Here is a 26909-nt window from a genome sequence, read left to right on the forward strand (position 1 = left end):
CAATCCTTCGCGGAGGCAGCCCGAATGGCTGCCAGGGCCTCGGTGCTCGGGTCACCGTGGCGAAGCTACGGCTCAATGGCGTTACTTGTATTTCTGGCGCCCTAGAAAAGGCCGGCAAAGGGGGTGGGATCCCAGCCCCGGACCGGACCGGCCATGAGGATGGCGTGGGCGCCGGCATAGAGGGCGCTCCACAGGGCGGTGCGCACCTCGGGCGTGCCGAGGTCGCCCAGGGGCAGGGTGACGGCGGAGTCGTGGTCCCAGCCCAGGCGGCCGTTGAGGCGGCGCAGGCCCGCCAGGAGGCCGGCATGGGCGAGGGCGGCGGTGAAGGGGGTCTCCGGCGTGGGATCGCAGTCGTGGTAGGGCTGCCGGCCCTCCTCCCGGTTGAAGCGGGGGCCGCCCAGGATGCCGGGGTCCACCTCCCCGGCGGGGTCCCACAGCAGGCCGCAGGAGGCGCAGGCCACTTCGCAGGCCCAGTCCCAGGGCCCGGCGCCCCGGCTGAAGACCCGGGGGGGCGGGGCGGCCATGAGGCCCAGGGCCACGCCCTCCACCCGGTTGCGGAAGGCGGGGTACTTCAGGGTCCCCCACCCCGGGGCCGACACCGCCGGCCACTCCTGGAGCCGCGCGGCGCGCTGCACCAGGAGGGCCCGGAGGGTCTCCACGGAGCTAGGCCTCCATCATCTCGCTGATGCTGCGGCCGCCGTGGATGCGCAGGATCGCGTCGCCGAACATGGAGGCGGTGGAGAGGACCTTGAGGTTGGGGATCTCCGAGGAGATGGCCTGGGGGATGGGGATGGTGTCAGTGACCACCAGCTCGTCCAGCTCGGCCTCCTTGAGGCGGGTGAGGGCGGTGCCGGAGAAGACGGCGTGGGTGGCGCCCACCCGCACCCGGCGCACGCCGAAGCCCCGGAGGATCCGGGCCGCCTCGCGGATGGAGCCGCCCGTGGCGATCTCGTCGTCGAAGATGATGCAGTCCTTGTCCGCCACTTCGCCGATGAGGGCGGTGGAGCGGGCCGATTCGCTGTCGTCCACCCGGCGCTTGTCGATGATGGCCATGGGCAGGCCCAGGCGCTTGGCGAAGTGGCCGGCGATCTTGCCGGCGCCGGCGTCCGTGGCCACCACCACGGAATTGGAGAGGTCGGAGCTGCGGAAGTGGTTCACCAGGACGGGCGTGGCCAGGAGCTGGTCGGCGGGGATGCGGAAGAAGCCCAGGATCTGGGGGGCGTGCAAGGTCATGGCCAGCACCCGGTCCGCCCCGGCGGTCTGGAGCAGGTCCGCCACCAGACGGGCGGTGATGGAAATGCGTGCTTCATCCTTCTTGTCGCTGCGGGCGTACGGGTAGTAGGGCAGGACGGCGGTGATGCGGGCGGCCGACGCGAATTTCAGGGCGTCGATCATGATGAGCATTTCAACAAGATTGTCGCTCACCGGGGGGGCGCTGGTCTGGATGACGAACACGTCGGATTCCCGCACGTTCTCGTCGATCTTCACCTTGATGTTCTCGTTGGAGAAGCGGGTGATGCGGGATTTTCCCAGTTGCATCCCGATGTGGCCGGCTATGCCGGCGGCAAGGGTAGGATGGCTCGAACCCGAAAAGACCTTCATCTCACCGAACATGATTCCCCCAGGGGCCAGTTTACCAACCCAGGCCCCCGCTCGACAGGCGAATGGAAATCAAAATTCTAGACTTTTCCTCCACCCACCCGCTCGATTCGCGCCCCCAGGCCCTTGAGCTTCTGCTCCAGGCCCGAATAGCCCCGGTCCAGGTGGTAGATGCGGTCGACGGTGGTCTCCCCCTTGGCCACCAGGCCCGCGATCACCAGGGTGGCCGAGGCCCGCAGGTCCGTGGCCATGACGGTGCAGCCCGTGAGGGCGCTGGGGCCGGCCACGATGGCGGTGCCGCCGTCGATGCGCAGGTTGGCCCCCAGGCGCTCCAGTTCCATGGCGTGCTGGAACCGGTTCTCGAAGATGGTCTCCCGGATCACGGAGATGCCCGTGGCCTGGGTCATGACGGCCATGACCTGGGCCTGGAGGTCCGTGGGGAAGCCGGGGTAGGGGGTGGTGGTGACGTCCTTGGCGTGGAGCTTCTGGCCGGCCTCGCGCTGGATGCGCAGGTTCAGCCCGGCCTGGCCCTCCCGCTCGGTGAACACGCAGCCGCAGCGCTCCAGCAGGTCGGTGATGGACCGCAGGTGGGCGGGCTCCACCCGCTCCAGCAGCACGTCGCCCCCGGCGGCGGCCACGGCGCACAGGAAGGTGCCGGCCTCGATGCGGTCGGGGATGATGCCGTGGTCGCAGCCGCCCAGGGCGTCCACGCCCCGGATGGTGAGGGTGGAGGTGCCGATGCCCTCGATGGGCGCGCCCATGGACACCAGCATCTCGGCCAGGTCGCTGATCTCGGGCTCCATGGCGGCGTTGCGCAGGATGGTGGTGCCGGTGGCGAGGCACGCGGCCATGAGGATGTTCTCCGTGGCCCCGACGCTGACCTTCTCGAAGGTGTGGTCGATGCCCTTGAGGCGGCCCGCGGGCACGTGGGCCTCCACGTAGCCCTTGTCGATCTCGATGACGGCGCCCATGCGCTCCAGGGCCTCCAGGTGGAGGTTCACGGGGCGGGCGCCGATGGCGCAGCCCCCGGGCAGGGACACCGAGGCCTTGCCGTACCGCGCGAGGAGGGGCCCGAGGACGAGGATGGAGGCGCGCATGGTCTTGACCAGTTCGTAGGGGGCCTGGAGGCCGCCGGCGGCCACGCCCGAGGCGTCCACCACGGCGGTGAGCTCGAAGCCCTCCTCGTCCTTGGTCACCTCGGCCGTGCACCCCAGGGCCTGGAGCACCCGGAGCATGGTGCGGATGTCCGAGACGGCCGGCAGGTGGCGCAGGGTGACCGGGTCCCCGCCCAGGAGGGCCGCGCCGATGCAGGGGAGGGCGGCGTTCTTCGCCCCGGAAACCGCCACGCGCCCCTGCAGGGGGACGCCACCTTGAATCACCAGCCTGTCCATCGACACTCCAATCCTGGGTTCCAGCATAAACTGAGGCGTCCCCGGGAGCGAACTTTGCGCCTTTCCGCCGCCATGATCGTCAAGAACGAAGCCGGTTCGCTGGGCCACTGCCTGGAATCCATCCGGGGCCTCTGGGACGAACTGGTGGTCCTGGACACGGGGTCCACGGACGGCACCGGGGATCTGGCCCGGTCCTTCGGGGCCCGGGTGGAGGCCTTCACCTGGGTGGACGACTTCGCCGCCGCCCGCAACGCCTGCATCCGGTCCTGCACCGGGGACTGGATCCTGGTGCTGGACGCCGACGAGGCCATCGATCCCGCGGATCACGCCGCCCTGCGGGCCGCGCTGGAAGGGCCGGGACCCCAGGCCTTCACCCTGCCCATAAGGAACTACCTGCGCAGCGGGGCCTTCGTGGGCATGGACGGCCCGGCCCGGAGCAACGAGCGGGAGACGGGGGAGGGCGCCCAGTGCAGCCACTACTACCTCCAGAAGGCCATCCGGCTCTTCCGCAGGCGGGGGGAGGACGTGTACCGGGGCCGGGTCCACGAGATCGCCGAGCTGTACTTCGAGGAGAAGGGTCTGCCCGCGCCGGAGCTGGACGTGCCCATCCACCACTTCGGCAAGCTGGACATGGCCCGGGACCGGGCCAAGCAGGGCGAGTATTTCCGCCTGGCCCGGGCCGAGGCCGAGGCCCGGCCCCGGGACCTGCAGCTCCAGTACAACGTGGTGCAGGAGGGCCTGCTGGTGGAGGCCTGGGAGGACGTGCGCCGGGCCGCGGAGCGCTTCCGGGCCACGGCCCCCCGGGCGCCCATGCTGGTGTGGCTGGGGGGAGGGCTCGCCCTGCAGGGGCTGGAGCGGTACGAGGATTCCCTCCTGTGGTTCGGCAACATCCTCCGCCAGAAGCCCGACCACGCCGCGGCCCTGGGGGCCCGGGCGGAATCCCTGTGGAGGCTGGGCCGGACCGGCGAGGCCAAGGACGACTACCTGAGGGCCCTGGACGCCGACCCCCACTACACCCTGCCCTTCCTCAAGCTGGCCGCGCTGCTGGAGGAGGGAGAGGACCTGGACTCCGCCCGCCGGGTGCTGGAGGCGGGCCTGGACCAGAACCCCCGGGACCTCCTCCTCTGGGAGGCCCTGGTGGGGCAGTCGGCGCGCCACCGGGATCCGCGGGTGGCCTCGGACGCCCTGGACGCGCTGCGGGCGGTGCCCGACGGCGGCAGGACCCTGTGGCACCAGATCGTCATCCACGCCCTCCTGGACGCGGGGGAGCCGGAGAGCGCCGCCGGGATCCTCGACCTCGGACTGGCGGCGTTCCCCGGCGACCCGGAACTGCTGGCGCTCACCGATAGATGTTCACGTAGTACGCCTTGAGCTTCCCGGTGCCGTCGGGCACCCCGAAGACCCGCACCTTGGCGCCCGCCGTCAGCACCGAGGCCCACTGGGAGGAATCCACGGTGGCCACGGTGACCGCGGCCCCGGCCTGGCGGGTGAAGGTGGTGACCAGGGGCTGCTCCTGGGCGGTGGCGTCGAGGGTCACGGTGACCGGCACGGCCGAGGCGCCCCGGGCGGTGATCTGGAGGGAACCCGCCGCGAAGGCCCCGGTGACGGTCTGGGCGAAGGGGGAGATGCCGATGGGCATGAAGACGGCGTTGGCCGCGTTCCAGCCCGAGGACCAGTCCAGGGTGCTGATGCCGTAGGGCTTGAAGGGGGTGCCGGAGGTGTCCAGGACGATGCCCGAATTGGCCTCGGCCAGGAAGCCCGCGGTGCCCGTGGTGGCGAGGCCGGGGAAGGTGAAGTCCCAGCTGGAGAAGGAGGCGCCGTAGCCCAGGGCGTGGGTGGCGGTGGCCAGGTCCCCGAAGGTGCGGGTGTAGGTGAAGCCGGAGGCCGTGGCGGGGCCCACGGACCCTTCGAAGACGCCCCGCTGGATGTCCACGGAGGTGGCGGTCATGGGCGAGGCGGTGGGGTCGGCCACGGTGAGGTGCACCTTGAAGTACCGCTCCACCTGGGAGAGGAAGGCCGAGCCGTCGCCTCCGGAGAGGTCCGTGGAGACGTCGCCCTTGAAGTACCACCTGGTGGCGGCGTTCACGAGGAAGGTCCTGGGGTTGCCGGCGGAGTCGAGCACCCGGATGAGGTTGTTGGCGCGATCCACGAAGGTGATGTGGCCTTCGGGCCTCCACGCGGGAAGGTTGGCGGTGGCGGAGTACCACACCCGCACCGCCGTGAGGCTGCCGTCGGCCTGGTACCGGGCCGTGCACTCCACCTGGAGCCCGGCGGCGAGGGTGGCCGGCACGGAGGAGGCCGCCACGGCGGTGACGGGCTTGGCGTCCAGGTTGTGGAAGAGGGTCGGGTTCGCGCCCTTGTCGGCGAGGATGCGCAGGGTCTGGCCGTGCTCGGTGAGCATCGTGAAGCTGGAGCCGTCGGCGGCGACGGAGGCCACGGTGCCCAGGTGCCGGCGCAGGTAGTACGCCGTCAAGGCGGCGGCGGGGCGGTGGCGGAAGATGCCGCGGGTGCCGAAATTGACGACGTAGAGGGTCTGGCCGCCGGCGGCGGTGGGCACATCGTGGGTGGCGATGAAGGCGGGGTGGGAGAGGTCGAAGTCCACGGCCACGGCGGTGGTGGCGTTGGCGGTGACCACCACGGGGGAGGCGAGGGTGATGGTGGGCAGGACCATCCAGGTCGGCTGGGCGGGGTCCGCGGTGCCCCGGACCTTGATGAGGGAGGGGTCGATGGCGGGTGGCACGGCGCCGGTGGCGGGATCCGCGGCGGGCACCAGGGTGATGTTGGCGGGGCTGCCGTCCACTTCCACGATGAGGCGGTCGTAGGTTCCGGCGGGGACCCCCGTGGCGTGGGAGAGCAGCTCGTCGACCTGGTCCTCCTGGAGGAGGTTCACCGGCGTGGTGTCCCTGGACCCGTCGTAGATGACCACGGGGCTGGCGGCGGAGGTGTCCGAGGCCAGCACCAGGGAGGCCTTCCGGATGATGATCCCGACGTTGGACCAGGACTCCGTGGCGGCGTCGGTGGTGATGAAGCCGACGGTGCCCTGGGCGGGGACGGCGGGCGTGGCGGTGGCGCCGCCGCCGCCGCAGGCGAGGGTGAGGGCCGCGGCGCCGAGGCCGGTGCCGAGGAGGAGGAGGCGGGTTCGGTTCATGGGCGGGCTCCTGGGAGGTTGGCGGATCCAGGATCCGGCCGCCCCGGGGCGGGGGTAAGGTACACATCCCCATTTCCCGGTTGTGCCAGATGCCCCCCGGGTGTCCACTCAAGGCTGGACCCTGGACGGATGGCCTTGCGAGCCCGCGAACTCAACCTGACCCTCGACCCCGCCCTGACGGGCCCCATCTACGTGCGCGTGGGCGAAGCCATCCTGGCCGCGGTGCGCGCCGGGCAGATCCGGCCGGGCCAGGCCCTGCCCGGGGTGCGGGAGCTGGCGGACCGGGTGGGGGTGCACCGCAACACCGTGCTCACGGCCCTGCGCGCCCTGGAGGAGCAGGGGTGGGTGGAGGCCCGGCCCCGCAGCGGCTTCTTCGTGGTGGATCCCCTACCGGAGCGCCGTCCCCAGGGGGGCTCCGCCCCGGCCAGCGCCGCCCCCGGCTTCGACGTGCCCGGGAGCCTGCGGCCCATCACCAGCGCCCTGAACGTGGCCCTGGACTTCTCCGACGGCGTGGCCGACGCGCGCCTGGCCCCCATGGAGGCCCTGGCCAAGGCCTACCCCAGGGCCCTGCGCCTGAAGGGGCCCGCCCTGCTCCAGGCCACGGAGTTCCTGGGCCACGCCCGCCTGCGCACGGCCCTGGCGGACCACTTGGCCGAGCAGCGGGCCCTGGTGCGGGACCCGGCGCAGTTCCTGCTCATCCGGAGCACCTCCATGGCCGTCAACCTGGTGGCCCAGGCCCTCATCGGCCACGGGGACGGGGACGTGGCGGTGGAGGACCCCGGCAATCCGCTGGCGTGGGACACCCTGCGCCAGGCCTCCGGGGCCCGGCTCCACGGCCTGCCCGTGGACGCCGGCGGGATCCGGGTGGAGGCCCTGGAGGCCCTCCTGGCCGGCACCCGCCTGGCCCTCCTGGTGCTCACGCCCCAGTGCCACTTCCCCACCGGGGCCCCCCTGGCCCCGGACCGCCGGGAGCGGGTGCTGGCCCTGGCCCGGGAGCACCGCTTCGCCATCCTGGAACTGGACCCCGAGTACGACTACCTGGAGTCCCCCACCCCGCCCCTGGCGGCCCAGGACACCACGGGGCAGGTGCTCTACTGCGGCAGCCTCTCCCGCCTCGTCGCCCCCGGACTGCGCCTGGGCTTCATCGTGGTGCCCCGGCTCCTGGCGGACCGCTTCGCCCGGGCCCGCCAGCGCATGGACTGGCAGGGCGACCCCGTGCTGGAGTGGGCCGTGTCCGAACTGTTCCTGGACGGCGAGATGGCCCGGCACCTGCGCCGGGTGCGCAAGGCCTGCCAGGATAGGCGGGAGGCGCTCTTCGACGCGCTGCGCTTCGCCCTGCCGGGGCTCCTGGCCTTCGACCCCGCCCTGGGCGGCATGGGCCTCTGGCTCCGGGGCCAGGGCAAGATGGCGGACCCGGCCCGCTTCGGCCTGTGGGTGCGGTCCTGCGGCCTGAAGGGGATCAAGCTGCGGCCGGGGACCTATTTCCGGTTGGAGGGCGGAGCGCTGGCGGCGACGCGGCTGGGATTCATGGCGTACACCCCCGAGGAACTGCAGGAGGCGGTGCCGCGCATGACCTAGACCCAAGGCTGCGACCCACTCCAACTGCCACAATCGATGCCAATAGATACCTATTCCAGGAAACCCGTGGTCCGGCTCCTCGACCCGGAACGAGCTCAGTTCAACTTCGTATCCCCTTCATCCCTTTCATCCGATTTGATCCCCGTTCCCGCAGGGCCAGAGCCGGGATGGGTCGGCGCATGCAGATCAACGATGCGCCGCCCCATCTCATCCCCGGCCCTGCGGGAACAGGGATCAAATGGGATGAACAGGATGAAGGGGATGAAGAGGGGATCACCTCACAGGACCCTGGCCTCCAAACGGGTGCTGGCCAGGGGTCCCCAGTTGCGGCTGTCCATGCTCTCGCCGCGGTTGTCGCCCAGGAGGAAGAACCCGGCGCCGGTGTCCCAGGGGCCCCCGGAGGCGCGTTCGGTGACGGCCACATAGGGTTCCTGGAGGTACTTCCCGTCCACCCAGAGTTCCCCGTCGCGGATCTCGACCCGGGCGCCGGGGCCGGCCACCAGGCGCTTGACGATGGTTCCGGAGGGGCCCTCGGCCAGCCACACCTGGCCCGGGGCGGGTTTGCCGGCGCACCAGGCGCGCAGGGCCAGGCGCAGGTCCCCGTCCTTCAGGGCGGGTTCCATGCTCCGGCCGGAGATGCGCACGGGGTGCACCAGGGCCAGGGGGGCCAAGCCCAGGGCCAGGGCAGCGGCCAGGAGTTTCGGGGAGATCACGGGCGGTAGGCCAGCCGGCGTCCCTGGCCGTCGGTGAGGGCCACCTCCGCCAGGCGGGCGGGAGGCGGGACCTTCAGGGCCAGTTCCGTGGCCAGGAGGCGGGCCAGGTCCATGGGCCCCCGCAGGCCCATCTCCCCCAGGAGGCGTCCCCGCAGGGGCTCCAGGAGCGCGTCCAGGGCGGCCTCCAGGTCCCGGAAGTCCACCACCACGTCGAAGCCGTCCAGACCCAGGCGGGTGGCGATCACTTCCACCCGGTAGTCGTGGCCCTCCCAGGCCCCTTCCTCCCCGCGGTACACCACCGAAAGGGGGCGTTCGACGGCGGCCTCGAAGTGCAGGTCCTGGGGCGGGGCGGGGCGGGGCGCATCCATTCCTAAGATTCTGCCACCGCGCGCGGTAAACTGGGCGGGTTCTGTTGGAGCGCCCATGCCCGATTTCTCGACCCAGCTTGCCCGTCCCGGCGTGGAGAGGGAGGACCTGGAATTCGATGTCCTCTTCGTGGGGGCCGGCCCGGCCAACCTGGCAGGCCTCTGGCGTCTGCTCGACCTTCTGGAGGCCCGGAAGATCACGGGGCTCACCATCGGGCTCATCGAGAAGGGGGACGAGATCGGGGACCACGCCTTCTCCGGCGCGGTGCTGGACCCCGCGGCCCTGGACGAGCTCTGCCCGGACTGGGCGGAACGGGGCTTCCCCTGCGAAGGCCGGGTCACCTCCGAGGAGGTGTGGTACTTCACGGAGCGGGGCGGCCTGAAGGCGCCCTTCCCCCCGCCCTTCCTGGCCAACCACGGGTTCCCCATCGTCTCGCTGTCCCGGATGGTGCGCTGGATGGCGGCGGAGATCGAGAAGCGCGAGGTGCCGGGGGTGGACGTCATGCTCCTGCCCGGCTTCGCGGGGATCAAGGTGCTCTGGGAGGACGGCCGGGTCGCCGGGGTCCAGACCGCGGACCGGGGCGTGAACGCCGACGGGTCCCCCCGGCCCACCTTCGAGCCCGGCAACAACCTGCGGGCCAAGGTGACGGTCTTCGGGGAGGGCCCCCGGGGCCACCTCATGCGGGAACTGGACGAGGTGCTGGGGCTCCAGGCCGGGTCCGTCAATCCCCAGGTGTACGAGACCGGGGCCAAGGAGATCTGGGAGATCCCCGCGGGCCGGGTGCCGGAGGGCTTCGTCCTGCACTCCGCGGGCTGGCCCCAGGCCGACGGCGAAAGCGGGGGCTCCTTCGTCTACCGCATGGGCGGGGACCGGCTGGCGGTGGGCTACGTGGTGTCCCTGGACACCCATGACCCCTTCGCCGACGCCCACCTCATGCTCCAGAAATTCAAGACGCACCCGCGCATCAAGGCGATGCTCGCCGGAGGCCGCATGGTGCAGTACGGGGGCAAGGCCCTGGCCATCGGCGGCTGGAATTCCATGCCGCGCCTGGCCTTCCCGGGCGGCATGCTGGCCGGGGACGCGGCGCAGATGGTCAACGCCGGGCGCCTCAAGGGCATCCACCTGGCCATGAAGGGCGGGATGTGCGCCGCCGAGACCATCGCCGACGCCCTGGCCGAGGGAGACTTCGGCGAAGCCTCCCTCCTGCGCTACAGCCGGGCCTACCTGGATTCCTGGGCGGGCACCGAGCTCTACCGGGCCCGGAACTTCCACGGGGTCCTCGCCCACGGGCCCACGCCGGGGGCGGTGCTCAAGCTGGCCCTGGGCCAGGTCACGGGGGGCTGGGCGCCGGGGGATCCCCTGCGCATGGGCACCGACGCCGACGCCACCGCCACCACCGAGGCCCACTACGGCCGGGAGGGCCTCCACCGCGACATGCTGGACTGGGGCGTGAAGCCGGACGGCGCCCTCACCTTCTCCAAGCTGGACGACGTGTACGCCTCGGGCACCCTCCACGACGAGCACCAGCCCGGCCATCTCAAGATCGTCAAGGGCGACCAGGTCTGCGTCTCCTGCTGGGAGACCAAGGGCAGCCCCTGCACCGTGTTCTGCCCCGCCCAGGTGTACGAGATGCACCCCGACGCCGCCGGGCGCGTGTCCCGGGTGGACATCGCCTTTTCCAACTGTGTCCATTGCAAGACTTGCGACATCAAGTGCCCCGAAGGGAACGTCCTCTGGACGCCCCCCGAGGGCGGCGGCGGTCCCAAGTACACCCTCTGCTGAGAGGCCCCATGCTGGATCCGCGCCTTCTGGAAATCCTGTGCTGTCCCGCCGTGGACGGCGACACCGCCTGCCATGGCGAACTGACCGAGACGCCCGAAGGGCTCGCCTGCGCAACCTGCGGGCGGGTCTACCCCGTGGAGGACGGCATCCCCGTCATGCTCCAGGACAGGGCCGCCAAGGGGGACCGATGAGACTCGACCGGGAACAGGCCGGCGCCCTCCTGGGGCTGATCCGGGGCCGCAGGGTGGCGGTGCTGGGCGATGTGATGCTGGACGAGTACCTCTTCGGGGAGGTGAGCCGCATCTCGCCGGAGGCGCCCGTGCCCATCGTGCGGGTCTCCCGGGAACGGGCGGTGCTGGGCGGGGCCGCCAACGTCGCCGCGAACCTCAAGGCCGTGGGGGCCGAGCCCGTCCTGGTGGGCACCCTCCAGGACGACGCCGCGGGCCGGCGCCTGCGGGGCCTGCTGGCGGGCCTGGGCATCACCCAGGACCGGTTGGTGGTGGACCCCACCCGGCCCACCATCATCAAGACCCGGGTCATCGGCCAGCAGCAGCAGATGCTGCGCATCGACCGGGAGGAGACGGACCCCTTCTCCGCCGCGGCGGTGGACGGCCTGTGCCGGAGCCTGGAGGCGGCCCTGGAAGGCGTGGGGGCCCTCATCATCTCCGACTACGCCAAGGGCTCCGTGAACGCCCCGGTCATGGACCGGGTCCGGCTCCTCTGCGCCCGGCTGGACATTCCGTGGATCGTGGATCCCAAGCCCTCCCACGCCCCCCTTTACCGGGGCGCCACCCTCATGACCCCCAACACCAAGGAGCTGACCGAGCTCAGCCACCTGCCCGCCAAGGGCGACGCCGACGTGGCCGCCGCGGGCCTGGCCATGGTGGAGGCCCTGGAGCTCAAGGGCCTGCTGGTCACCCGCAGCGAGAAGGGCATGGCCCTCTTCACGCCCGAGGCCCTGCACCGGGAGCCCTGGCTCATCCCCACCGAGGCCCGGGAAGTCTTCGACGTCAGCGGCGCCGGCGACACCGTCATCGCCGTCTTCGCCGCCGCCATCGCCTCCGGCGCCGACTGGAAGCAGTCCGCCATGCTCGCCAACGCCGCCGCCGGCGTGGTGGTCGGCAAAATGGGCACCGCCACCGCGACCCCCGAAGAAATCCTCCGCCACTACCAGGACCAGGAAGCCATCTGAACGAAGGCCCGTGTCCCGGACGTACGCCCCGGTTCGCTGACGCAGGCAAGCTGCGTCAGCGGAGAGCTCACCGCCTTGGGTTCGGCGTGGGTGTTCGCACACGCCGGCACTGACGAGCCATTGGGAAGGCGGGAAGACGGGACTCCCCGGGAGGGCCTATGCCCGTTCGACCCGCTTCGAGTGCTCCCGGCCGATACCTGTTCCGCGCCGACGTTGACCAGTCAGCGTCGGCGCGGATCCCTATCCTGCACGGCCCACTTGAAGCGCCCCCTTGGCCCCTAGGCCCCCGTGGGGAGCCCCTACCTTCCCCTTCGCCCCACCCCATCATCGAAGTCGGAGCGTGCGAACACCCCCGACGCCCCCCTGGTCGTGAGTTCTCCGTTGACGCAGCTTGTCTGCGTCAACGAACCGGGCCGCCCATCCGGGACACGTGCGCCGAAAAACCTAGTCCCTGAGTTCGATGCTGAGGTAGAAGTGGTCGCCTTTGGGGAGACGCTCCAGGACCTGGCGGAAGTTCAGGTCGAAGGTTTCGGTGGTGCCGGCGCCGACGCTGCCGATCTTGGTGCCGCCGGAGGCCACGCCCAGGAGGCGGTCCTCGGCGTCGAAGACGGCCACGGAGAAGCCGGGGGTGCGGCCCTTGGCGGCGGTGTTGGAGACCTCCACCTTGGCCCGGGTGCCGAAATCGGCGCCCTTGAGGGGCCAAACCGTGGTTTCGCGCTTGTTGAAATAGATGGACGTGACCTTCAGGCCGTCCAGCTCCACGCCGTTGATGGGGATCAGGGCGTTCCAGGTGAAGGGCAGCCGGTAGCTGGCGAAGCTCAGGGGCTGGGCCGGGGGGGCCTTGGCGGGGGCGGGTTCCTGGGGGGTGAGGGCGAGCAGGGCCGGCAGGAGAAGGGAGAGCATGGGGCTTCCTTTGTCAGTTTCTACCGAAGAGGCCGCCGAAGAGGCTCTTCTTGGCGGGGGCCATCTCCGGGGCGGGGGCGGGCACTTCGGCGGAGGAGGGGACGCCGTCCCGGCGCCGGCGCTCGAAGACGGGACGCAGGGCGGGCACCTTGACCGCCTCGATCCAGTGGTCGCTGAACTGCCGGGCCACCATGTGGTACTCGTGGACGCGGCCCTGTTCGATCCAGGCGGTGACCTGGTCGATGGAGACGCTGTTCATGGTCTCCTGTTCCATCTGGATCTTCAGGAGTTCGGCGCCGGGGGCGGCGGGGGCCTCCAGGGGCCGGGGCGGGGGGGGCATTTCCGCCCGGGGGGGAGGGGGGGGCGGCAGATGCGGGGGAGGGGGGGGCGGCAGATGCGGGGGCGGCGGAGGTGCGAAGGAACGGGCACCCACCGAGGCCATGGCGGCCTGGATCTCCTGGGCCGAAAGCTTGACCGTGGAGGTGGTGGCCTCCGGGGCCGGGGAAGGCGCCGGCGCGTTGCCGCCCAGGGTGACGTCCAGGGCGCTGAGGGTGGCTTCCACGTCCATGGGGCTGCGGGAACCCAGGAAGCGGCGCTCGCTGGTGGAGGCATGGGCCGCGGGGGCGTCCTCGCCCATGAGCTTGGAGATGGCGTCCCGGGCGGAGGAGAAGCTTCCGGAGGCGCCGGCCTCGGGGTCGGCCTCCGTCTCCGCCGTGGCCTCCGCCTCCGCCGCGGCCTCCCCGGGGGGCGGATTGATCACGAGGGTCTTCTCCATGATCTCGTCGTCGGCGCCCTCCAGGTCGCCCAGGGTCAGGGAGGGGGGGGCCGGATCGTCGAACCGGGCGAAGAGGGAGGGCTCCTCCATGGGAGCGGGTTCGGGGACGGGCGCGGGCGCGGGTTCCGGCAGAAGCCTTCCCACCACCTCCGCGATGTCGAAGATCGTCTCGCACCGGAAGCATTTGGCGCGGCGCAGGCCGGCATGGACGCGCCCGGGGGTCAGCGTGAAGCGGGTGGAGCAGCCTGGACACCGAATGGTTTCTGTCACGGTCATCTCCGGAGTGGAAACAATTTTTTAAAGGATAGGCCCATTTGGGAGATTGTGCAGCTTCCATGGCGGCCAGGGGGGCCGCGATTCGACCCCCGGCCCCGCGGCAGGGTATCCTCAGGAGTGCCGCGAGGCGCCAGGAGGTTGCGTGGCAGGGCTGTTCATCACCATGGAAGGCATTGAAGGTTCGGGCAAATCCACCCAGCTGCGCAAGCTGGCGGCGAGGCTCGAAGGCTGCGGGATCCCGGTGGACGTCTCCAAGGAACCCGGCGGCACGCCCCTTTGCCGCGAACTGCGCCAGCTCCTGCTGGAGCCCCATGGTTCCGGGGAGGCCTGGTGCCCGAAGGCCGAACTCCTCCTCTTCTATGCCGACCGGGCCCAGCACCTGACCCAGTTCATCCAGCCCGCCCTGGAGAAGGGGCACCTGGTGCTGCTGGACCGCTTCGACGATTCCACCCGGGCCTACCAGGGGGCCCAGGGCATCAGCGATTCCATGGTCGACCGCATCGGGGAGGTGGTGCTGGGGCGCCTGAAGCCCAACCTGACCCTCCTCCTGGACATGGATCCCGCCGTCTCCCTGGCCCGGGTGGAGGCGCGCAACGCGGCCGCCAGCGGGTTCCGGGAGACCCGCTTCGATTCCGAGCAGCTGGAGTTCCACCGGCGGGTGCGCTCCCGCTTCCTGGCCATCGCCCAGAAGGAGCCCCAGCGGGTGGTGGTCATCCCCGCCCAGGACGCCCCGGAGGTGGTGGAGGAGGCCATCTGGAAGAGCCTCGCGCCCCTCCTGCGCACCGCCGGGCTGAAGGTGGAATAGTGTTCGACCCCCTGATCCTGGGCCACCGGGCCATCCGGGAACGTCTGCTGACCCGCGTGGGCGAGGGGAAGGTGGGCGGCTCGCTCCTCTTCGCCGGACCGGACGGGGTGGGCAAGCGAAGGGTGGCCCTGGAACTGGCCCAGCGGGAGCTGTGCTTCCGCCGCACCGCCTGCGGGGAGTGCGAGGGGTGCCGCCTGTTCCAGGGGGAGCTGCCGGTGGAATTGCCCAACCTCCTGCGCATCGCCCCCGAGGGCAAGGCCGGCCTCATCAAGATCGGCTCCATCCGCGAGGACGACCTGGTGGAGGGCGGCGTCATCAGCTGGGCCCACCGGGCGCCGCCCCCGGGCTGCCACCGCTGGATCCTGGTGGAGGACGCCCACCGCCTCAACGGCCCCTCCGCCAACATGCTCCTCAAGACCCTGGAGGAGCCCCCGCCCGGCACCTGCTTCCTGCTGGTGACCCACCGGCCCGAGGCCATGCTCCAGACCATCCGCAGCCGGTGCGAGCGCATCCCCTTCCTGTCCCTGTCGGACGCCGACGCCTGGGCCGTGGCCCGCAGGGAGGGCTGGGAGGAGGCGCACCGGGCGCGGTGGACGGCCCTGTCCGGGGGCACCCTGCGCTACCTGGAGGAGGCCGCCTTCCAGCGCGCCTCGGACCAGGTGGACGCCTGGATCCTGGTGGCCGGGGGCGCGGCCTTCAGCGCCGCGGGCGCCGCCCTGGCCCCGGACAAGAACGCCGAGGCCTCCCAGAACGAGCAGGTGAGCCGGTGCCTGGAACTGTTCCTCCTGGTGCTGGCCGACGTGGGCCGCCTCCGGGAGGGCCGCGCCCCGCGCCTGGCCCCCTGGACCGAGGGGCTCACGAAGCTGGCCGGATCCCCCCTGGCCCTGGAGCCCGCCCAGGCCCGGGCCTTCGAGGCCATGCGGAACCTGGCCCGCAATCCCTCGGCGGAATCGCTGCTGCGGGAAGTGGCGCTGGTCTGACTATTTCTCCAGGCTGCGGGTCTCGTCGGCGAGCATGACGCAGCCCTTGCCGCTGGCCTTGGCCCTGAGCAGGGCGCGGTCGGCCTTCTCCAGGAGGTGGTCGGCTCCGTCGGCGTCGGCGGGGAAGGAGGCCACCCCCACGCTGATGGACACCGAGACCTGGGCCGAGCCCACCTGCAGGGGGCTGCGGGCCAGGGCGTTGAGGAGCCGTTCGCCGATCCTCGCGGCCACGGGCGCGGGGGATCCGGGGATGATGATGCAGAATTCGTCCCCGCCGTAGCGGTAGAGGCGGTCCAGGTTGCGGATGATCTGCTTGGCCTCCAGGGCCACGGTGGAAATGACCCGGCTCCCGGTGGGGTGGCCGTACTGGCTGTTGAGCTCCTTGAGGTTGTCCACGTCCAGGAAGAGCAGGGCCACCGATTCGCCCCGCACCGAGGCCGCGCGGATGGCCTCGGGCAGTTCCACCTCCAGGCAGCGGCGGTTGAAGGCCACGGTGAGGTCGTCCCGGTACGAGAGGTTGCGGCTCTGCTCCAGGTTCCAGGCCTTGACCAGGAGGTCGTCCACCTCCTTGATCCAGCCCAGGAAGGTGTCCTGGGGCGCCCGGGGCTCCACCAGGCGCAGGAGGCCCAGCTTCTCCCGGGGGCAGAGGAAGAAGGCCTCCCCGGCGTCCACCAGGGCCTCGGCTTCGCTGAATCCCACCGGGGCCTCGGGAAAGCCCGCCCCGCAGCGCTGGAAGTAGCATTCCTCCTGGCGGATCCAGATGGCCCCGCCCCGGGCCGCGGACAGGCCCATGGCCCGGGCGAGGATGGGCCTCAGGAGCTCGTCCAGGGTGGCCAGGTGGATCATCTGCCGGAGCCAGCCGTCGCTGCCCAGGTCCCGGCTGCGGATGCGCTGGAGAGCCTCCCCGACGCGGGCCAGGGGCTGCGCCTGGCGCAGCACCCACCCGGCGCGCACGCTGAGCACAAGGCTCACCTCCTCGGGGTCGGCCTCCTTCACCCACCAGAGGATCTCCGACCCGGACGGGGGGATCCACCGGGGATGGGGGCGGTCCGCGACGATGATCACCGTGCCTTCGCCGGGGGACGGGGACACGGCGTATCCCCAGGACGCCAGCGCCTCCTCCAGGGCGGCGGCGCCCTGGGCTTCGTGGATCGTCAGGAGGCCGATGGTCATTTCAGCTCAGGGCCGCGTCGAGGCGGGAGGAAAGGTGCTCGAGGTGGGAAAGGAGGGCGTCCAGGTGGGTCTTCACCTCGCGGCCGCTGCGTTCGGCCCGCACCCACCGCTTGAGGAGGTTCAGGGCCTGGGGGTCCCGCACCCCCAGGGGCTTGGTGGTCTGGATGAGCTTGTGGGTGAGCCGGGAGCGGTCCGGGGCGTCGCCGCGGGCCAGGCGCAAGGCCTGGCCCAGGCGCAGGGCCTCCCGGGAGGTGGTGAGGTCCAGCCGGATCAGGGGCACCCGGGCGTTGATGCGCAGCAGGAACTGGTCCAGGAAGCGCAGGATCTCGCCCACGGTCTCCGAGGCCTCCTCCAGGGAGGTCTCGATGACGGCGGGGTCCTCCAGGCTGCGGGTGAACTGCAGGGTGAGCCGCTCGAATTCCTGGCGGTCGACGCTGCGGATGAGGAGGAATTCGGGGCTGCGGCGGAAGCTCGCCACCTGCCCCTGGGCCTGGGAAAGGGCCAGGGCGAGGCGGGGCCAGCTCCTCAGTTCCAGGTGAAGCCGGATCTGGCCCAGGGCCGGGTCCATGTACTGCCAGAGGCGGTGCAGGCGCCGGCGGAGGCGGTCCCCCTCCTCCGTGAGGGAGGGCGAATCCGGGAAGAGCTTGTGGCGCAGTTCGGGGCTGAACAGCCCCACGAGGTCGCCCATGAGCTGGCGCTGGTGCGAGAGGAGCAGGGCCCTGAGGTTGTCGAGGGTGATGGCCAGCTGGTCCACGTCGTCGTTGGTGAGGGTCTGCAGCAGGAGGCCGCGGATGGTGGCCTGGTCCTGGAGGAGGCTCAGCACCGCCTGGCGCAGGAAGGCGCCCAGGAGCAGGGATTCCTCGCTGCCCTTGGGGAGGTTGTCGGCCGCGCGGGGGTGGAACACCCGCTCCGCGAGCCGGCCCAGTTCGCTCTCGATGACGTAGAAATGGGGCACCGAGGCGAAGCGCTTGGGGATGGAGGCGTTCACCGCGGGCTCCATGCCCTCCACCAGGCTCAGCAGCGCCAGGTGGCTCACCAGGGCCCGGGCCACGATGCGGAAGGAGGGGGGGTGGTTCTCCCGAAGCTGCTTGAGCAGCGCGCGCACGTCGCCCGGGAGGCTCTTCTCCAGGAGGCGGTCCTCCACCCGGGGAAGGCTCCAGCCCAGGTGGTTCCACAGCCACTGGAGGCTGCCCCGGATGTGCTCCACCGCCGGCCAGTGGACGCCGCGGTCCAGGGGCCTGAAGAGCATGATGCGCAGGCTGGCGATGACGTGCTGGACCAGCAGGAGCGGCTCCGCCCGCAGGCGGGTGGATTCCGGAAGGGCTCCGCCCAGGAGGGCCTCCATCTTGCGGATGGGTTCCAGGGGGTTGCCCGAACCGGACTGGAGGGCCCGGTTGAGGGTCTTCATGAGCTGGTTGAGCCGGGCCACCAGGGCCGGGCCCTCCTCCATGCCGGCCAGGACCGCGAAGATGCTCTTGATGTGGTCCCGCTCCTCCTGGAGGTAGGCGGTCCAGTGCTCCTTGAGCTGGGAGCCCTCCCCCGAGCCCAGGGAGGTGGCCATGGTGCGCAGGCTGGCGATGAGGTCCAGGAGGTGGATGACCCAGTCCGGCTCCAGGTTCTGGTCCAGCACCTCCCGGTGGGCCGTGGCCGCCAGCTCCCCCAGGGTGTCCAGGCTGTGCTGGAGCACCAGCCCCATGGCCGGGCGAACTTCCCCCAGGCGCCGTTCGGAGAACTGGTTCAGGAAGGCCAGGAACAGGCCGAAGGCCCGGCGGAGCTTCGCCAGGTGCAGGGATTCGCCCACGGGGAAGGCCTCCCCGGTGCCCGTCTCCAGGAGCGGGAAGACATCGCCCCCGCCGACCCGCAGTATCTCCTCCAATAATTGAAGATCCTGACGCGAAAGTCCCTTCTCCCGGATGAGTTCCCGGACCAAATCAAGGCGCTGACCGGAGGACTGGGCGCTGGGCATGCCCCCAGGATAGCCGGTTGGTTGAATCACGCTATATGCCAAGCAGCGGATTGTAGGTGTACACTGCCCATCAACCCCCTTCGGAGGATCCATTGGCTAGCAAGCTCGGTGAAATGCTTGTGAAGGCACAGCTGATTTCTGAAAATCAGCTGGACGAGGCCATCAAGCTGCAGCGCCGGGAAGGCGGGAAGCTGGGCAGCATTGTCGTGCGCCTGGGGTTCTGCTCGGACCAGGACATCGTGAGCTTCCTGGGCATGCAGTACGGGGTGCCGGCGGCGGACCTGGACCAGTGGCCGCCCATCGAGCCCTCGGTCATCGCCCTGGTGCCATCCGAACTGGCCAACAAGCATAAGGTCCTGCCCCTTCAGCGGTCGGGCAACGTCCTCACCATGGCCATGTCCGATCCCACGGATATCTTCGCCATGGACGATGTGCGGTTCCACACCGGCTACAACATCGATCCGGTGGTCTCCTCGGAGCGGGGGCTGGTACGGGCGATCGAACGCTACTACGGGGGCACCAGCGCCGTGCGCCTGCGGGATCGTCAGGATGACGGCCGGGGCGTCTTCAATGCCGGGGCCCCGGGCCAGGAGGCCGCCGCCCCCGGCCCCGACGAATTCGGGGACCACGAGGACGCCAGCCTCGACCTGAAGGACCTTGAAGAGGAGATGGCCGAGTCCACCCAGTACGAGACCCTGGACGAGGAGGACGAGGTCAACGCCGCCGCCCTGGGCAAGGCCTCCGAGGACGCGCCGGTGGTGCGGCTCGTGAACATCGTGCTCATCGACGCCATCCGCAAGGGGGCTTCCGACATCCACATCGAGCCCTACGAGAAGCACTACCGCATCCGGTTCCGCATCGACGGGCTGCTGCAGGAGGTGATGCGGCCCAGCATCAAGCTCAAGGACCCGGTCACCTCCCGCGTGAAGATCCTCGCCAAGCTCAACATCGCCGAGAAGCGGCTGCCCCAGGACGGCCGCATCAAGCTCCGGGTCCAGCTGGGCGGAAAGCAGAAGGTCATCGACTACCGGGTGAGCATCCTCCCCACCCTGTTCGGCGAGAAGATCGTGCTGCGGCTCCTGGACTCCGACAAGCTCATGCTCGACCTCACCAAGCTGGGCTTCGAGCCCGAGAGCCTCCAGCAGTGGGATCGCCAGATCAGCAAGCCCTACGGCATGGTGCTGGTGACCGGGCCCACCGGGTCGGGCAAGACCAACACCCTCTATTCCTCCATCTCCAAGCTGAACACCGCGGACGTGAACATCATGACCGCCGAGGATCCCGTCGAGTTCAACTTCGCGGGCATCAACCAGGTGCAGATGAAGGAGCAGATCGGCCTGAACTTCGCGGCCGCCCTGCGCAGCTTCCTGCGCCAGGACCCCAACATCATCCTGGTGGGCGAGATCCGGGACTTCGAGACGGCCGAGATCGCCATCAAGGCCTCCCTCACGGGCCACCTGGTGCTCTCCACCCTCCACACCAACGACGCCCCCTCGACCATCAACCGCCTCATGAACATGGGCGTGGAGCCCTTCCTGGTGGCCACCTCGGTCAACATCATCTGCGCCCAGCGCCTGGTGCGGCGCATCTGCGCCAACTGCAAGCAGGCCGATCCCCACCAGCCGCCCCCGGAGGCCCTGCTCAAGGTGGGCTTCACGGAGGAGGAGGTCAAGCGCGGCATCGTCCTGAAGAAGGGCGCCGGCTGCGAGATCTGCGGCGGCCGCGGCTACAAGGGCCGTGTGGGCCTCTACGAGGTCCTTGAAATGTCCGAGACCCTCAAGGACATGATCCTCACCGGGGCCAGCGCCATCGAGCTGAGGGAGCAGGCCCAGAAGGAAGGGATGATCACGCTGAGGCGTTCGGGGTGCCGCAAGGTCCTGGACGGCGTCACCACCATCGAGGAAATCGTCCGCGAGACGGTCCTCTAGTCCCATAAAGGGGTAGCAACCATGGCCGAACCCAGTGCCCAGTACGTAGTCCCCCTCCAGCAGCTCCTGAAGACCATGGTGGAGTACGGCGGGACCGACCTCCACGTCACCACCGACACCGCCCCCCAGGTGCGCATCGACGGGCGCATGGTGCCCCTGAAGCTCCCGCCCCTGGAGGCCTCCCAGACCCGGTGGCTGTGCTACGGCGTCATGACCGACCAGCAGAAGCACCGCCTGGAGGAGGACCTGGAGGTGGACTTCTCCTTCGGCCTGCAGGGGGTGTCCCGCTTCCGCGCCAACGTCTTCAACCAGAAGGGCGCCACCGCCGGGGTGTTCCGGGCCATCCCCGAGAACATCCGCTCCTTCGAGCAGCTGGGCCTGCCCCCCATCGCCCAGACCCTCTGCGACAAGCCCCGGGGCCTGATCCTGGTGACGGGCGTCACCGGTTCCGGCAAGTCCACGACCCTGGCCGCCATGATCGACCGGGTCAACGAGGTGGAGCCCCTGCACATCCTCACCATCGAGGATCCCGTGGAATACGTGCACCACCACAAGCGGTGCCTGGTGAACCAGCGGGAGGTGCACGCCGACACCCACAGCTTCAAGAAGGCCCTGCGCTCGGCGCTGCGCCAGGACCCCGACGTGGTGCTGGTGGGCGAGCTGCGCGACCTCGAGACCATCGAGGCGGCCCTGACCATCGCCGAGACCGGGCACCTCACCTTCGGAACCCTGCACACCAGCTCCTGCGTGCAGACCATGAACCGCATCATCGACGTGTTCCCGGCCCACCAGCAGCCCCAGATCCGGGCCCAGCTGTCCCTGGTGCTGGAAGGGGTCATCTGCCAGTCCCTCATCCCCAAGGCCTCGGGCAAGGGCCGGTCCCTGGCCCTGGAGGTGATGATCCCCAACCCCGCCATCCGCAACCTGATCCGCGAGGACAAGATCCACCAGATCTACAGCTCCATGCAGACCGGCCAGCTCAAGTTCGGCATGCAGACCTTCAACCAGAGCCTTTCCGAGCTGGTGCTGAAGGGCGACATCACCCAGGACATGGCCATGTCCTACTCCTCCAACCAGGAGGAACTGCGGGAACTCATCAACCGCGGGGTGGGCACCCAGAACATGGCGCCCATGAATCCGGGCAAACCGGCAGGCCAGCCCAGCAGCGTGCTGGGGGGGCGGAACCCCAATATTAAATACACGTAGGCTGGGGTCTTCCGGGCTTCCCATGGCCGCATATTGGCTTTATCCTGGTCCCATTGACACGTCCCAAAGATAGAAGAGGTTCTGATGCCCGCATATGCTTGGAAAGGCAAGAATCGGCTCGGGGAGATTCAGGAAGGGGTCATCGTCGCCGAAACCCGGGACGGAGGCGCCGTCACGCTCAAGCGCAATGGCATCCAGGTCATCTCCATCAAGCCCCAGGGCGCCGCGGGCGGAAAGTCCCTGGGCAAGGTCAAGCCCAAGGAACTGGCCATCTTCACCCGGCAGTTCAGCGTCATGATCGACGCCGGCCTGCCCCTGGTGCAGTGCCTGGAAATCCTGGGTGCCCAGCAGGCCGACAAGGGTTTCCAGAAGATCCTCGCCGCCGTGCGCCGGGACGTGGAGCAGGGCGCCACGCTCCAGACGGCCCTCAGCAAGCACCCCAGGGCCTTCAACGATCTGTACGTGAACATGGTGGGCGCGGGCGAGGCCGGCGGCATCCTGGACGTCATCCTCCAGCGCCTTTCCGGCTACATCGAGAAGGCCGTGAAGCTCACCGCCAAGGTGAAGGGCGCCATGACCTACCCCATCACCGTCATCATCATCGCCATCGTGGTGGTGGCCATCATCATGGTGAAGGTGATCCCGGTGTTCTCCCAGATGTATGAGGGCATGGGCAGCAGCCTGCCCTTCCCGACCCTCATCTGCATCGCCATCTCCAACGTGCTGATCAACTACTTCTACGTGGTGCTGATCTTCATCGCCCTGGTCTATATCGGCCTGCGGCAGTACTACAAGACGCCCGCGGGCCACCTGCAGATCGACACCATCATCCTGAAGATCCCCGTCATCGGCGAGCTGCTCCGCAAGGTGGCCGTGGCGCGGTTCTGCCGCACCCTGGGCACCCTGACCAGCTCGGGCGTGCCCATCCTGGAAGGCATGGACATCACCGCCCGCACCGCCGGGAACCTGGTGATCCAGAACGCCATCATGAAGAGCCGCGAGGCCGTGGAGCAGGGCCGCAACATCGCCGGGCCCCTGGCCGAGACCAAGGTCTTCCCGCCCATGGTGGTGCAGATGGTGGGCGTGGGCGAGGCCACCGGCGCCCTGGACGCCATGCTGAGCAAGGTCGCCGACTTCTACGAGGACGAGGTCGACAACGCCGTGGCCGCCATGACCGCCATGATGGAGCCCCTGATCATCGCCGTCCTGGGCGGCATCATCGGCTTCATCGTCATCGCCATGTATCTGCCCATCTTCAACCTCGCCAACGTCATGGGCAAGGATTGAGGAAGCGCCGGCGGGCGGGAGGTTCCGGACGGTTCCGGGACTTCCTGCCGGGGGCCGCGGATCTTCGCGCCCGGGTCCCGGAGTTCTGCGCCGACCCACAGGGGTTCCGTCCTTTCGCGCCGACCCATCGGTAGCGCTCGCAGGCAAGCTGCGAGCGCTTTGCGTGTCCAGGATGGGACAGGGTGAACGACGGCTGGGGGGACGCCGCTTTCCAATCACTTGGGGGGGCGGGTGCGGGTCGGGCCTGGTTTGTTGGGCGGCCCGCAGCACCGGGCGGCGCTCACAGCTCGCCTGTGATCGCTATGCGTATCCAGGATGGGACAGGGTGAACGACGGTTTTGGGGACGCCGCTTTCCAGTCACATGGGGGGGCGGGTGCGGGTCGGGCCTGGTTTGTTGAGCGGCCCGCAGCACCGGGGGCCATCCGCAATGGATCACGGGCAGCGCTCGCAGCTTGCCTGCGAGCGCTACCGGTGGGTCGGCGCGAAAGGACGGAACCCCTGTGGGTCGGCGCCACCATCCGGGACCCGCGCGTGACGATCCACGGCCCCCGGCAGGGCATGCCCCTTACCCTTCACCCCTCCCAGCGGCAGTCCTCGCACATCCGCCGGCCCTGATACGCGGCCATTGCGGCGCGATCGGTGCGCCGGGCGCGGATCCAGGTGAGGAAGGTCACCGCGCCCAGCGCCAGGAAGGTGGCGAGGACCGGGTAGGCGCGCTGGGGGGGGACGAAACCGGGGCTGAGGAAGGCCAGGAAGAAGAGGGTGATGCTGGCGGTGCCGTGGAAGATGGAGCGGCGCAGGGGGGGGGCCAGGGCGGCCAGGGCCTCGGGGTCGGATTCGGGGATCCGCACCTGGGCGGCGTAGTGTTCGGCGACGGCCACGACGTGGGATCCGCCGCAGGAGGGGCAGGCTTGCATTCAGGGCTCCGGGGTTCGGGTGAGGGCGAAGGCCTGGAAGCCCTCTCCGGGCCAGGTCAGGGGGTCGGGGCGGAAGAAGCTGGTGGGGCCCTCCTCGGCGCCCAGGCCCGCGGGCCACGCGGCCACGGGTTCCAGGCCGGGCTGGGCCAGGGCCCAGTCCCGGTGGTCCTGGCCCTCCTCGGAGAGCCAGGAGCACACGGCGTAGATGAGGAGGCCGCCGGGGGCCAGGCGGGAGCAGGCGGCTTCCAGGAGGTCGCGCTGCGCGGCGCGCATGCGGGGGCGGTCGATGGCGGGGCCGATCCAGGTGAGCTCGGGGTGCTTCTGGAGGGTGCCGCTTCCCGTGCAGGGGGCGTCCAGGAGGATGAGGTCGAAGGCGGGGCCGGCCTGGCGCATCCAGGGGCCGGCCTCCTCCACCACCACCTCCGCCTGGATCCCGCGGGCGGCGAGGTTCTCCCGGAGGCGCCCGGCGCGCTGGGGGTGCTTTTCCAGGGCGGTGAGGGCGGCTTCGGGGTAGCGGCGGGCCAGGGCGGTGGTCTTGCCGCCGGGGGCGGCGCAGGCGTCCAGGATGGTGCGGGGGGCGCCCTCCCACCGGAAGGCCATGAGGGCCTGGGAGCTGATGTCCTGCACCATGCCCTGGCCCGAGGCCAGCCACTCCCGGGGGAAGGCGGCGCCGGGGGCCAGTTGCAGGGCGCCGGGGACGCCTTCCACCGGCAGGAGGGTGGCGGGCGCCGGTCCCAGGGCCCTGAAGGTGGGCCGGGGCGGCGCCTGGAGGCGCTTCCAAAGCTGCTCCCGGGCCACCCCCTGGCCCCGGGGGTACAGGGCGGCCTTGAGGGTCAGCTCGGCGAAGGGGGTGCGGTCCAGGGCGGGGTCCATGGCGTCCAGGGTGGCCCGGAGGGCCTCCCGGTCCTGGCCGGCCCGGCGCAGGATGGCGTTCACCAGGCCCCGGTGGGGGGGGAAGCCCAGGTCCCGGTCGCCGGCCAGGTCCACGGCCTCGTTCACCGCGGCGTGGTCCGTGACGCCCTCCAGCCATGCCAGCTGGGCCAGGCCGATGGCCAGGGCCACCTGGGTGCCCAGGGGGACGCCCCGGGCGGGGTTCCGGAACTGGGGGCGGCAGTGGGCCTGGAGGGTGCCCCAGCGCCGCAGGCAGTGCCCCAGGAGGGCGTTGGCCAGCCCCGCGTCCTCGGAGGAGAGGCCGGCGTCCCAGGCGTCCGGGACCCGGTCCCCGTCGCCGAAGACGACCTGGAGGGTCCGTGCCACAAGGGTGCGACTCTGCGTTGCCATCCCATCAGCCTCTCACATTCCGGGGGGCCTTGGGGAGCCGCTACACTTGGGGCATGAGCGAAGCCGATACCCCCGCCCTGGTCGTCCGGGCCCTCACCGCCGACCGCCACATCCGCTTTTCCGCCCTGGACGCGAGCCCCCTGTGGGACGGGGTCCGGCGGGGCCACCCGCACCTGGAGGCCGAGGCCTGCGCGGTGCTGGTGGAGGTGCTTTCCAGCGCGCTCCTTCTCCAGGCCCGGAATTTCTTTTCCGAGCGCCTGCAGATCCACCTCCGCTCCGCCGGGCGCGCCCGGGCCGTGGTGGCCGATTCCTGGCCCGACGGGGATATCCGCGGGGTGCTGGACGAGGGCGCCGGGGCCGGCCCGTGGCTCCAGGGCCCCGGGCTCCTCCAGGTGACGCGCTCCACGGGATCGGACGCGCCCTACGTGGGGACCCTGGAACTGGTGGAAGGCCCCCTCCAGGCCCAGCTCGAAGCCTATCTCCTCCAGTCCGAGCAGGTCCAGGCCAGCGTCCACCTGTGGTGCGATCCCGGGACGGGGGAGAGCGGCGGGCTCCTGGTGGAACTCATGCCGGAATGCCCCCCGGAGCGCCTCCGGGCCCTGGTGGAGGCCCTGGAGGGCCTGGACGTGGTGCCCTTCTGGGAGCGCACGCCGGAATTCCTCAGCTCCTGGATCAACCAGGGCCCGGGGGCCGAGGTGCTCAACACCACGGCCATGCGCTACCGGTGCCGGTGCTCCCGGGAAAGCCTCCTGGAGGCCCTGGCCGGGTTCGGGCGGGCCAAGCGCCACGAGATGTTCAAGGACGGCGGGCCCGTGCAGGTCCGCTGCGACTACTGCGGCAAGGACTACACCATCGCCCCCGGGGACCTGGGGCCCGAAGGGGAGGAGCCGTGAGCGGGGTCCAGATCGTCGAACGGGGCCGGCCCGTGGGCGGACCCCTGAGCGTGTGGCTCAATTTCCGGCTCGTGCCCTTCGTGGCCGCGGCCCTGGTGAAGACCCTCGCCTACACCCTGCGGGTGGCGCGGGAGGGCTTCGAGCCCGTGGAGGACCTGGTGGCCGCGGACCGGCGGGTGATCCTCTCCTTCTACCACCGGCGCCTGGTGATGATGCCCCAGGCCTATCCGTTCCGGCGCAGCGCCCCGGACGGCGAGCCCCGGGGCGTGGCCATCCTCTCCAGCGACAGCAAGGACGGGGAGCGCAGCGCGGCCACCTGGCAGTGGTTCGGCATCCACGCCGTGCGCGGCACCGCCGGGGACCGGGGAGCCCAGGCCCTGGTGCGGATGATCCGGGCCGTGAAGGACGGCTGGGACCTGGGCATCACCGTGGACGGCCCCCGGGGGCCCCGGCAGGAGGTGAAGGGCGGCGTGCTGGCCGTGTCCCGCAAGACCGGGGCCTGGATCGTGCCCGTGTGCGTCGCCTACCAGTCCGCCTGGCAGCTGGGCACCTGGGACGCGATGCTGGTGCCCAAGCCCTTTTCCCGGGTCAAGGTCCGCTACGGAACCCCCTACCAGGTCCCCCCGCAGGGGGACGAGGAACCCTTCCGGGCGGCCCTGGCCGAGGAACTGGACGCCATGGAAGCCTGGGCCCAAAAATACATTGAATAATTTATAGACAACGGGGCTCCATTCCGGGTCCGACCCACC

At 70.5% G+C, this 26909-nt stretch carries 24 protein-coding genes; 12 read left to right on the plus strand and 12 right to left on the minus strand.

Going from position 1 to position 26909, the window contains the following annotated elements:
* Nucleotides 1-101 precede the first annotated feature (101 nt).
* The 3 genes from R2J76_RS01770 to murA all read right to left on the minus strand — a co-directional run bounded on the left by R2J76_RS01770 (nucleotide 102) and on the right by murA (nucleotide 2990).
* Nucleotides 102-659, minus strand: coding sequence for a hypothetical protein (locus R2J76_RS01770; RefSeq protein WP_316414053.1), 558 nt, complete (start codon nucleotides 657-659; stop codon nucleotides 102-104).
* Between the two features lie 4 nt (nucleotides 660-663).
* Nucleotides 664-1614: a ribose-phosphate diphosphokinase gene (locus tag R2J76_RS01775; protein ID WP_316414054.1), complete on the minus strand. Its 951-nt coding sequence runs from the start codon at nucleotides 1612-1614 to the stop codon at nucleotides 664-666.
* A 65-nt stretch (nucleotides 1615-1679) separates the two neighbouring features.
* Nucleotides 1680-2990 (minus strand): UDP-N-acetylglucosamine 1-carboxyvinyltransferase, encoded by a 1311-nt coding sequence (murA, locus tag R2J76_RS01780; protein WP_316414055.1) that lies wholly within the window; start codon nucleotides 2988-2990, stop codon nucleotides 1680-1682.
* A 54-nt stretch (nucleotides 2991-3044) separates the two neighbouring features.
* Here murA and R2J76_RS01785 point away from each other — a divergent pair, with 54 nt between their 5' ends.
* Nucleotides 3045-4361 carry a glycosyltransferase family 2 protein gene (locus R2J76_RS01785; protein ID WP_316414056.1) on the plus strand — a complete coding sequence of 439 codons (1317 nt, stop codon included), beginning with the start codon at nucleotides 3045-3047 and terminating at the stop codon, nucleotides 4359-4361.
* Here the strand turns inward: R2J76_RS01785 and R2J76_RS01790 are convergent.
* Complete coding sequence (locus R2J76_RS01790) at nucleotides 4330-6138, minus strand: DUF4382 domain-containing protein (protein WP_316414057.1); 1809 nt, start codon at nucleotides 6136-6138, stop codon at nucleotides 4330-4332. The genes R2J76_RS01785 and R2J76_RS01790 overlap by 32 nt on opposite strands.
* 135 nt (nucleotides 6139-6273) lie before the next feature.
* On the opposite strand from R2J76_RS01790, the gene R2J76_RS01795 reads away from it, so the two are divergent.
* Nucleotides 6274-7716, plus strand: a complete 1443-nt coding sequence (locus R2J76_RS01795; RefSeq protein WP_316414058.1) for an aminotransferase-like domain-containing protein — start codon at nucleotides 6274-6276, stop codon at nucleotides 7714-7716.
* Nucleotides 7717-7994: 278 nt separating this feature from the next.
* Here the strand turns inward: R2J76_RS01795 and lepB are convergent, their stop codons facing one another.
* Together lepB and R2J76_RS01805 are read right to left on the minus strand one after the other, a co-directional pair.
* On the minus strand, nucleotides 7995-8429 hold the full coding sequence (gene lepB / locus R2J76_RS01800) for a signal peptidase I (RefSeq protein ID WP_316414059.1): 435 nt from the start codon (nucleotides 8427-8429) through the stop codon (nucleotides 7995-7997).
* Complete coding sequence (locus R2J76_RS01805) at nucleotides 8426-8797, minus strand: 6-pyruvoyl trahydropterin synthase family protein (protein ID WP_316414060.1); 372 nt, start codon at nucleotides 8795-8797, stop codon at nucleotides 8426-8428. Before R2J76_RS01805 ends, lepB begins: the two co-directional genes overlap by 4 nt.
* A gap of 55 nt (nucleotides 8798-8852) precedes the next feature.
* Here R2J76_RS01805 and R2J76_RS01810 point away from each other — a divergent pair, with 55 nt between their 5' ends.
* From R2J76_RS01810 to rfaE1, 3 genes are read left to right on the plus strand one after another with little or no spacing between them, the layout of a single operon-like run.
* A complete protein-coding gene (locus tag R2J76_RS01810) occupies nucleotides 8853-10577 on the plus strand; it encodes an electron transfer flavoprotein-ubiquinone oxidoreductase (RefSeq protein ID WP_316414061.1) in 1725 nt (574 codons plus the stop codon).
* 8 nt (nucleotides 10578-10585) lie between these two features.
* Entirely contained in the window at nucleotides 10586-10768 is a 183-nt protein-coding gene (locus tag R2J76_RS01815) for a Trm112 family protein (protein ID WP_316414062.1), read from the plus strand.
* Nucleotides 10765-11769: a D-glycero-beta-D-manno-heptose-7-phosphate kinase gene (rfaE1, locus tag R2J76_RS01820; RefSeq protein WP_316414063.1), complete on the plus strand. Its 1005-nt coding sequence runs from the start codon at nucleotides 10765-10767 to the stop codon at nucleotides 11767-11769. The genes R2J76_RS01815 and rfaE1 overlap by 4 nt, the downstream gene beginning before the upstream one ends.
* A gap of 444 nt (nucleotides 11770-12213) precedes the next feature.
* On the opposite strand, the gene R2J76_RS01825 is transcribed toward rfaE1, so the two are convergent.
* A complete protein-coding gene (locus R2J76_RS01825) occupies nucleotides 12214-12672 on the minus strand; it encodes a hypothetical protein (RefSeq protein ID WP_316414064.1) in 459 nt (152 codons plus the stop codon).
* Nucleotides 12673-12685: 13 nt separating this feature from the next.
* The gene (locus R2J76_RS01830; protein WP_316414065.1) at nucleotides 12686-13717 is read right to left on the minus strand and encodes a zinc ribbon domain-containing protein; all 1032 of its coding nucleotides are present in this window, start codon (nucleotides 13715-13717) and stop codon (nucleotides 12686-12688) included.
* A gap of 148 nt (nucleotides 13718-13865) precedes the next feature.
* On the opposite strand from R2J76_RS01830, the gene tmk reads away from it, so the two are divergent.
* Both tmk and R2J76_RS01840 read left to right on the plus strand, forming a co-directional pair.
* On the plus strand, nucleotides 13866-14528 hold the full coding sequence (tmk, locus tag R2J76_RS01835; RefSeq protein ID WP_316414066.1) for a dTMP kinase: 663 nt from the start codon (nucleotides 13866-13868) through the stop codon (nucleotides 14526-14528).
* The gene (locus tag R2J76_RS01840) at nucleotides 14528-15508 is read left to right on the plus strand and encodes a hypothetical protein (protein ID WP_316414067.1); all 981 of its coding nucleotides are present in this window, start codon (nucleotides 14528-14530) and stop codon (nucleotides 15506-15508) included. Before tmk ends, R2J76_RS01840 begins: the two co-directional genes overlap by 1 nt.
* On the opposite strand, the gene R2J76_RS01845 is transcribed toward R2J76_RS01840, so the two are convergent.
* Entirely contained in the window at nucleotides 15509-16681 is a 1173-nt protein-coding gene (locus tag R2J76_RS01845; RefSeq protein WP_316414068.1) for a GGDEF domain-containing protein, read from the minus strand.
* Between the two features lies 1 nt (nucleotide 16682).
* A complete protein-coding gene (locus tag R2J76_RS01850; protein ID WP_316414069.1) occupies nucleotides 16683-18557 on the minus strand; it encodes a hypothetical protein in 1875 nt (624 codons plus the stop codon).
* Between the two features lie 203 nt (nucleotides 18558-18760).
* On the opposite strand from R2J76_RS01850, the gene pilB reads away from it, so the two are divergent.
* From pilB to R2J76_RS01865, 3 genes are all read left to right on the plus strand, one after another.
* The gene (gene pilB / locus R2J76_RS01855) at nucleotides 18761-20575 is read left to right on the plus strand and encodes a type IV-A pilus assembly ATPase PilB (protein WP_316414070.1); all 1815 of its coding nucleotides are present in this window, start codon (nucleotides 18761-18763) and stop codon (nucleotides 20573-20575) included.
* A 21-nt stretch (nucleotides 20576-20596) separates the two neighbouring features.
* Nucleotides 20597-21781, plus strand: coding sequence for a type IV pilus twitching motility protein PilT (locus R2J76_RS01860; RefSeq protein ID WP_316414071.1), 1185 nt, complete (start codon nucleotides 20597-20599; stop codon nucleotides 21779-21781).
* 84 nt (nucleotides 21782-21865) lie between these two features.
* Complete coding sequence (locus R2J76_RS01865) at nucleotides 21866-23068, plus strand: type II secretion system F family protein (RefSeq protein WP_316414072.1); 1203 nt, start codon at nucleotides 21866-21868, stop codon at nucleotides 23066-23068.
* A gap of 573 nt (nucleotides 23069-23641) precedes the next feature.
* Here the strand turns inward: R2J76_RS01865 and R2J76_RS01870 are convergent.
* Both R2J76_RS01870 and R2J76_RS01875 read right to left on the minus strand, forming a co-directional pair.
* A complete protein-coding gene (locus R2J76_RS01870) occupies nucleotides 23642-23986 on the minus strand; it encodes a hypothetical protein (protein WP_316414073.1) in 345 nt (114 codons plus the stop codon).
* Nucleotides 23987-25267 carry a transcription antitermination factor NusB gene (locus tag R2J76_RS01875; protein ID WP_316414074.1) on the minus strand — a complete coding sequence of 427 codons (1281 nt, stop codon included), beginning with the start codon at nucleotides 25265-25267 and terminating at the stop codon, nucleotides 23987-23989. It lies immediately after the preceding gene.
* Nucleotides 25268-25320: 53 nt separating this feature from the next.
* On the opposite strand from R2J76_RS01875, the gene R2J76_RS01880 reads away from it, so the two are divergent.
* On the plus strand, nucleotides 25321-26160 hold the full coding sequence (locus R2J76_RS01880) for an Hsp33 family molecular chaperone HslO (protein ID WP_316414075.1): 840 nt from the start codon (nucleotides 25321-25323) through the stop codon (nucleotides 26158-26160).
* Nucleotides 26157-26870, plus strand: a complete 714-nt coding sequence (locus tag R2J76_RS01885; protein WP_316414076.1) for a lysophospholipid acyltransferase family protein — start codon at nucleotides 26157-26159, stop codon at nucleotides 26868-26870. Before R2J76_RS01880 ends, R2J76_RS01885 begins: the two co-directional genes overlap by 4 nt.
* Nucleotides 26871-26909 lie beyond the last annotated feature (39 nt).

The sequence above is a fragment of the Mesoterricola silvestris genome (assembly GCF_030295405.1).
Lineage (GTDB): Bacteria > Acidobacteriota > Holophagae > Holophagales > Holophagaceae > Mesoterricola > Mesoterricola silvestris.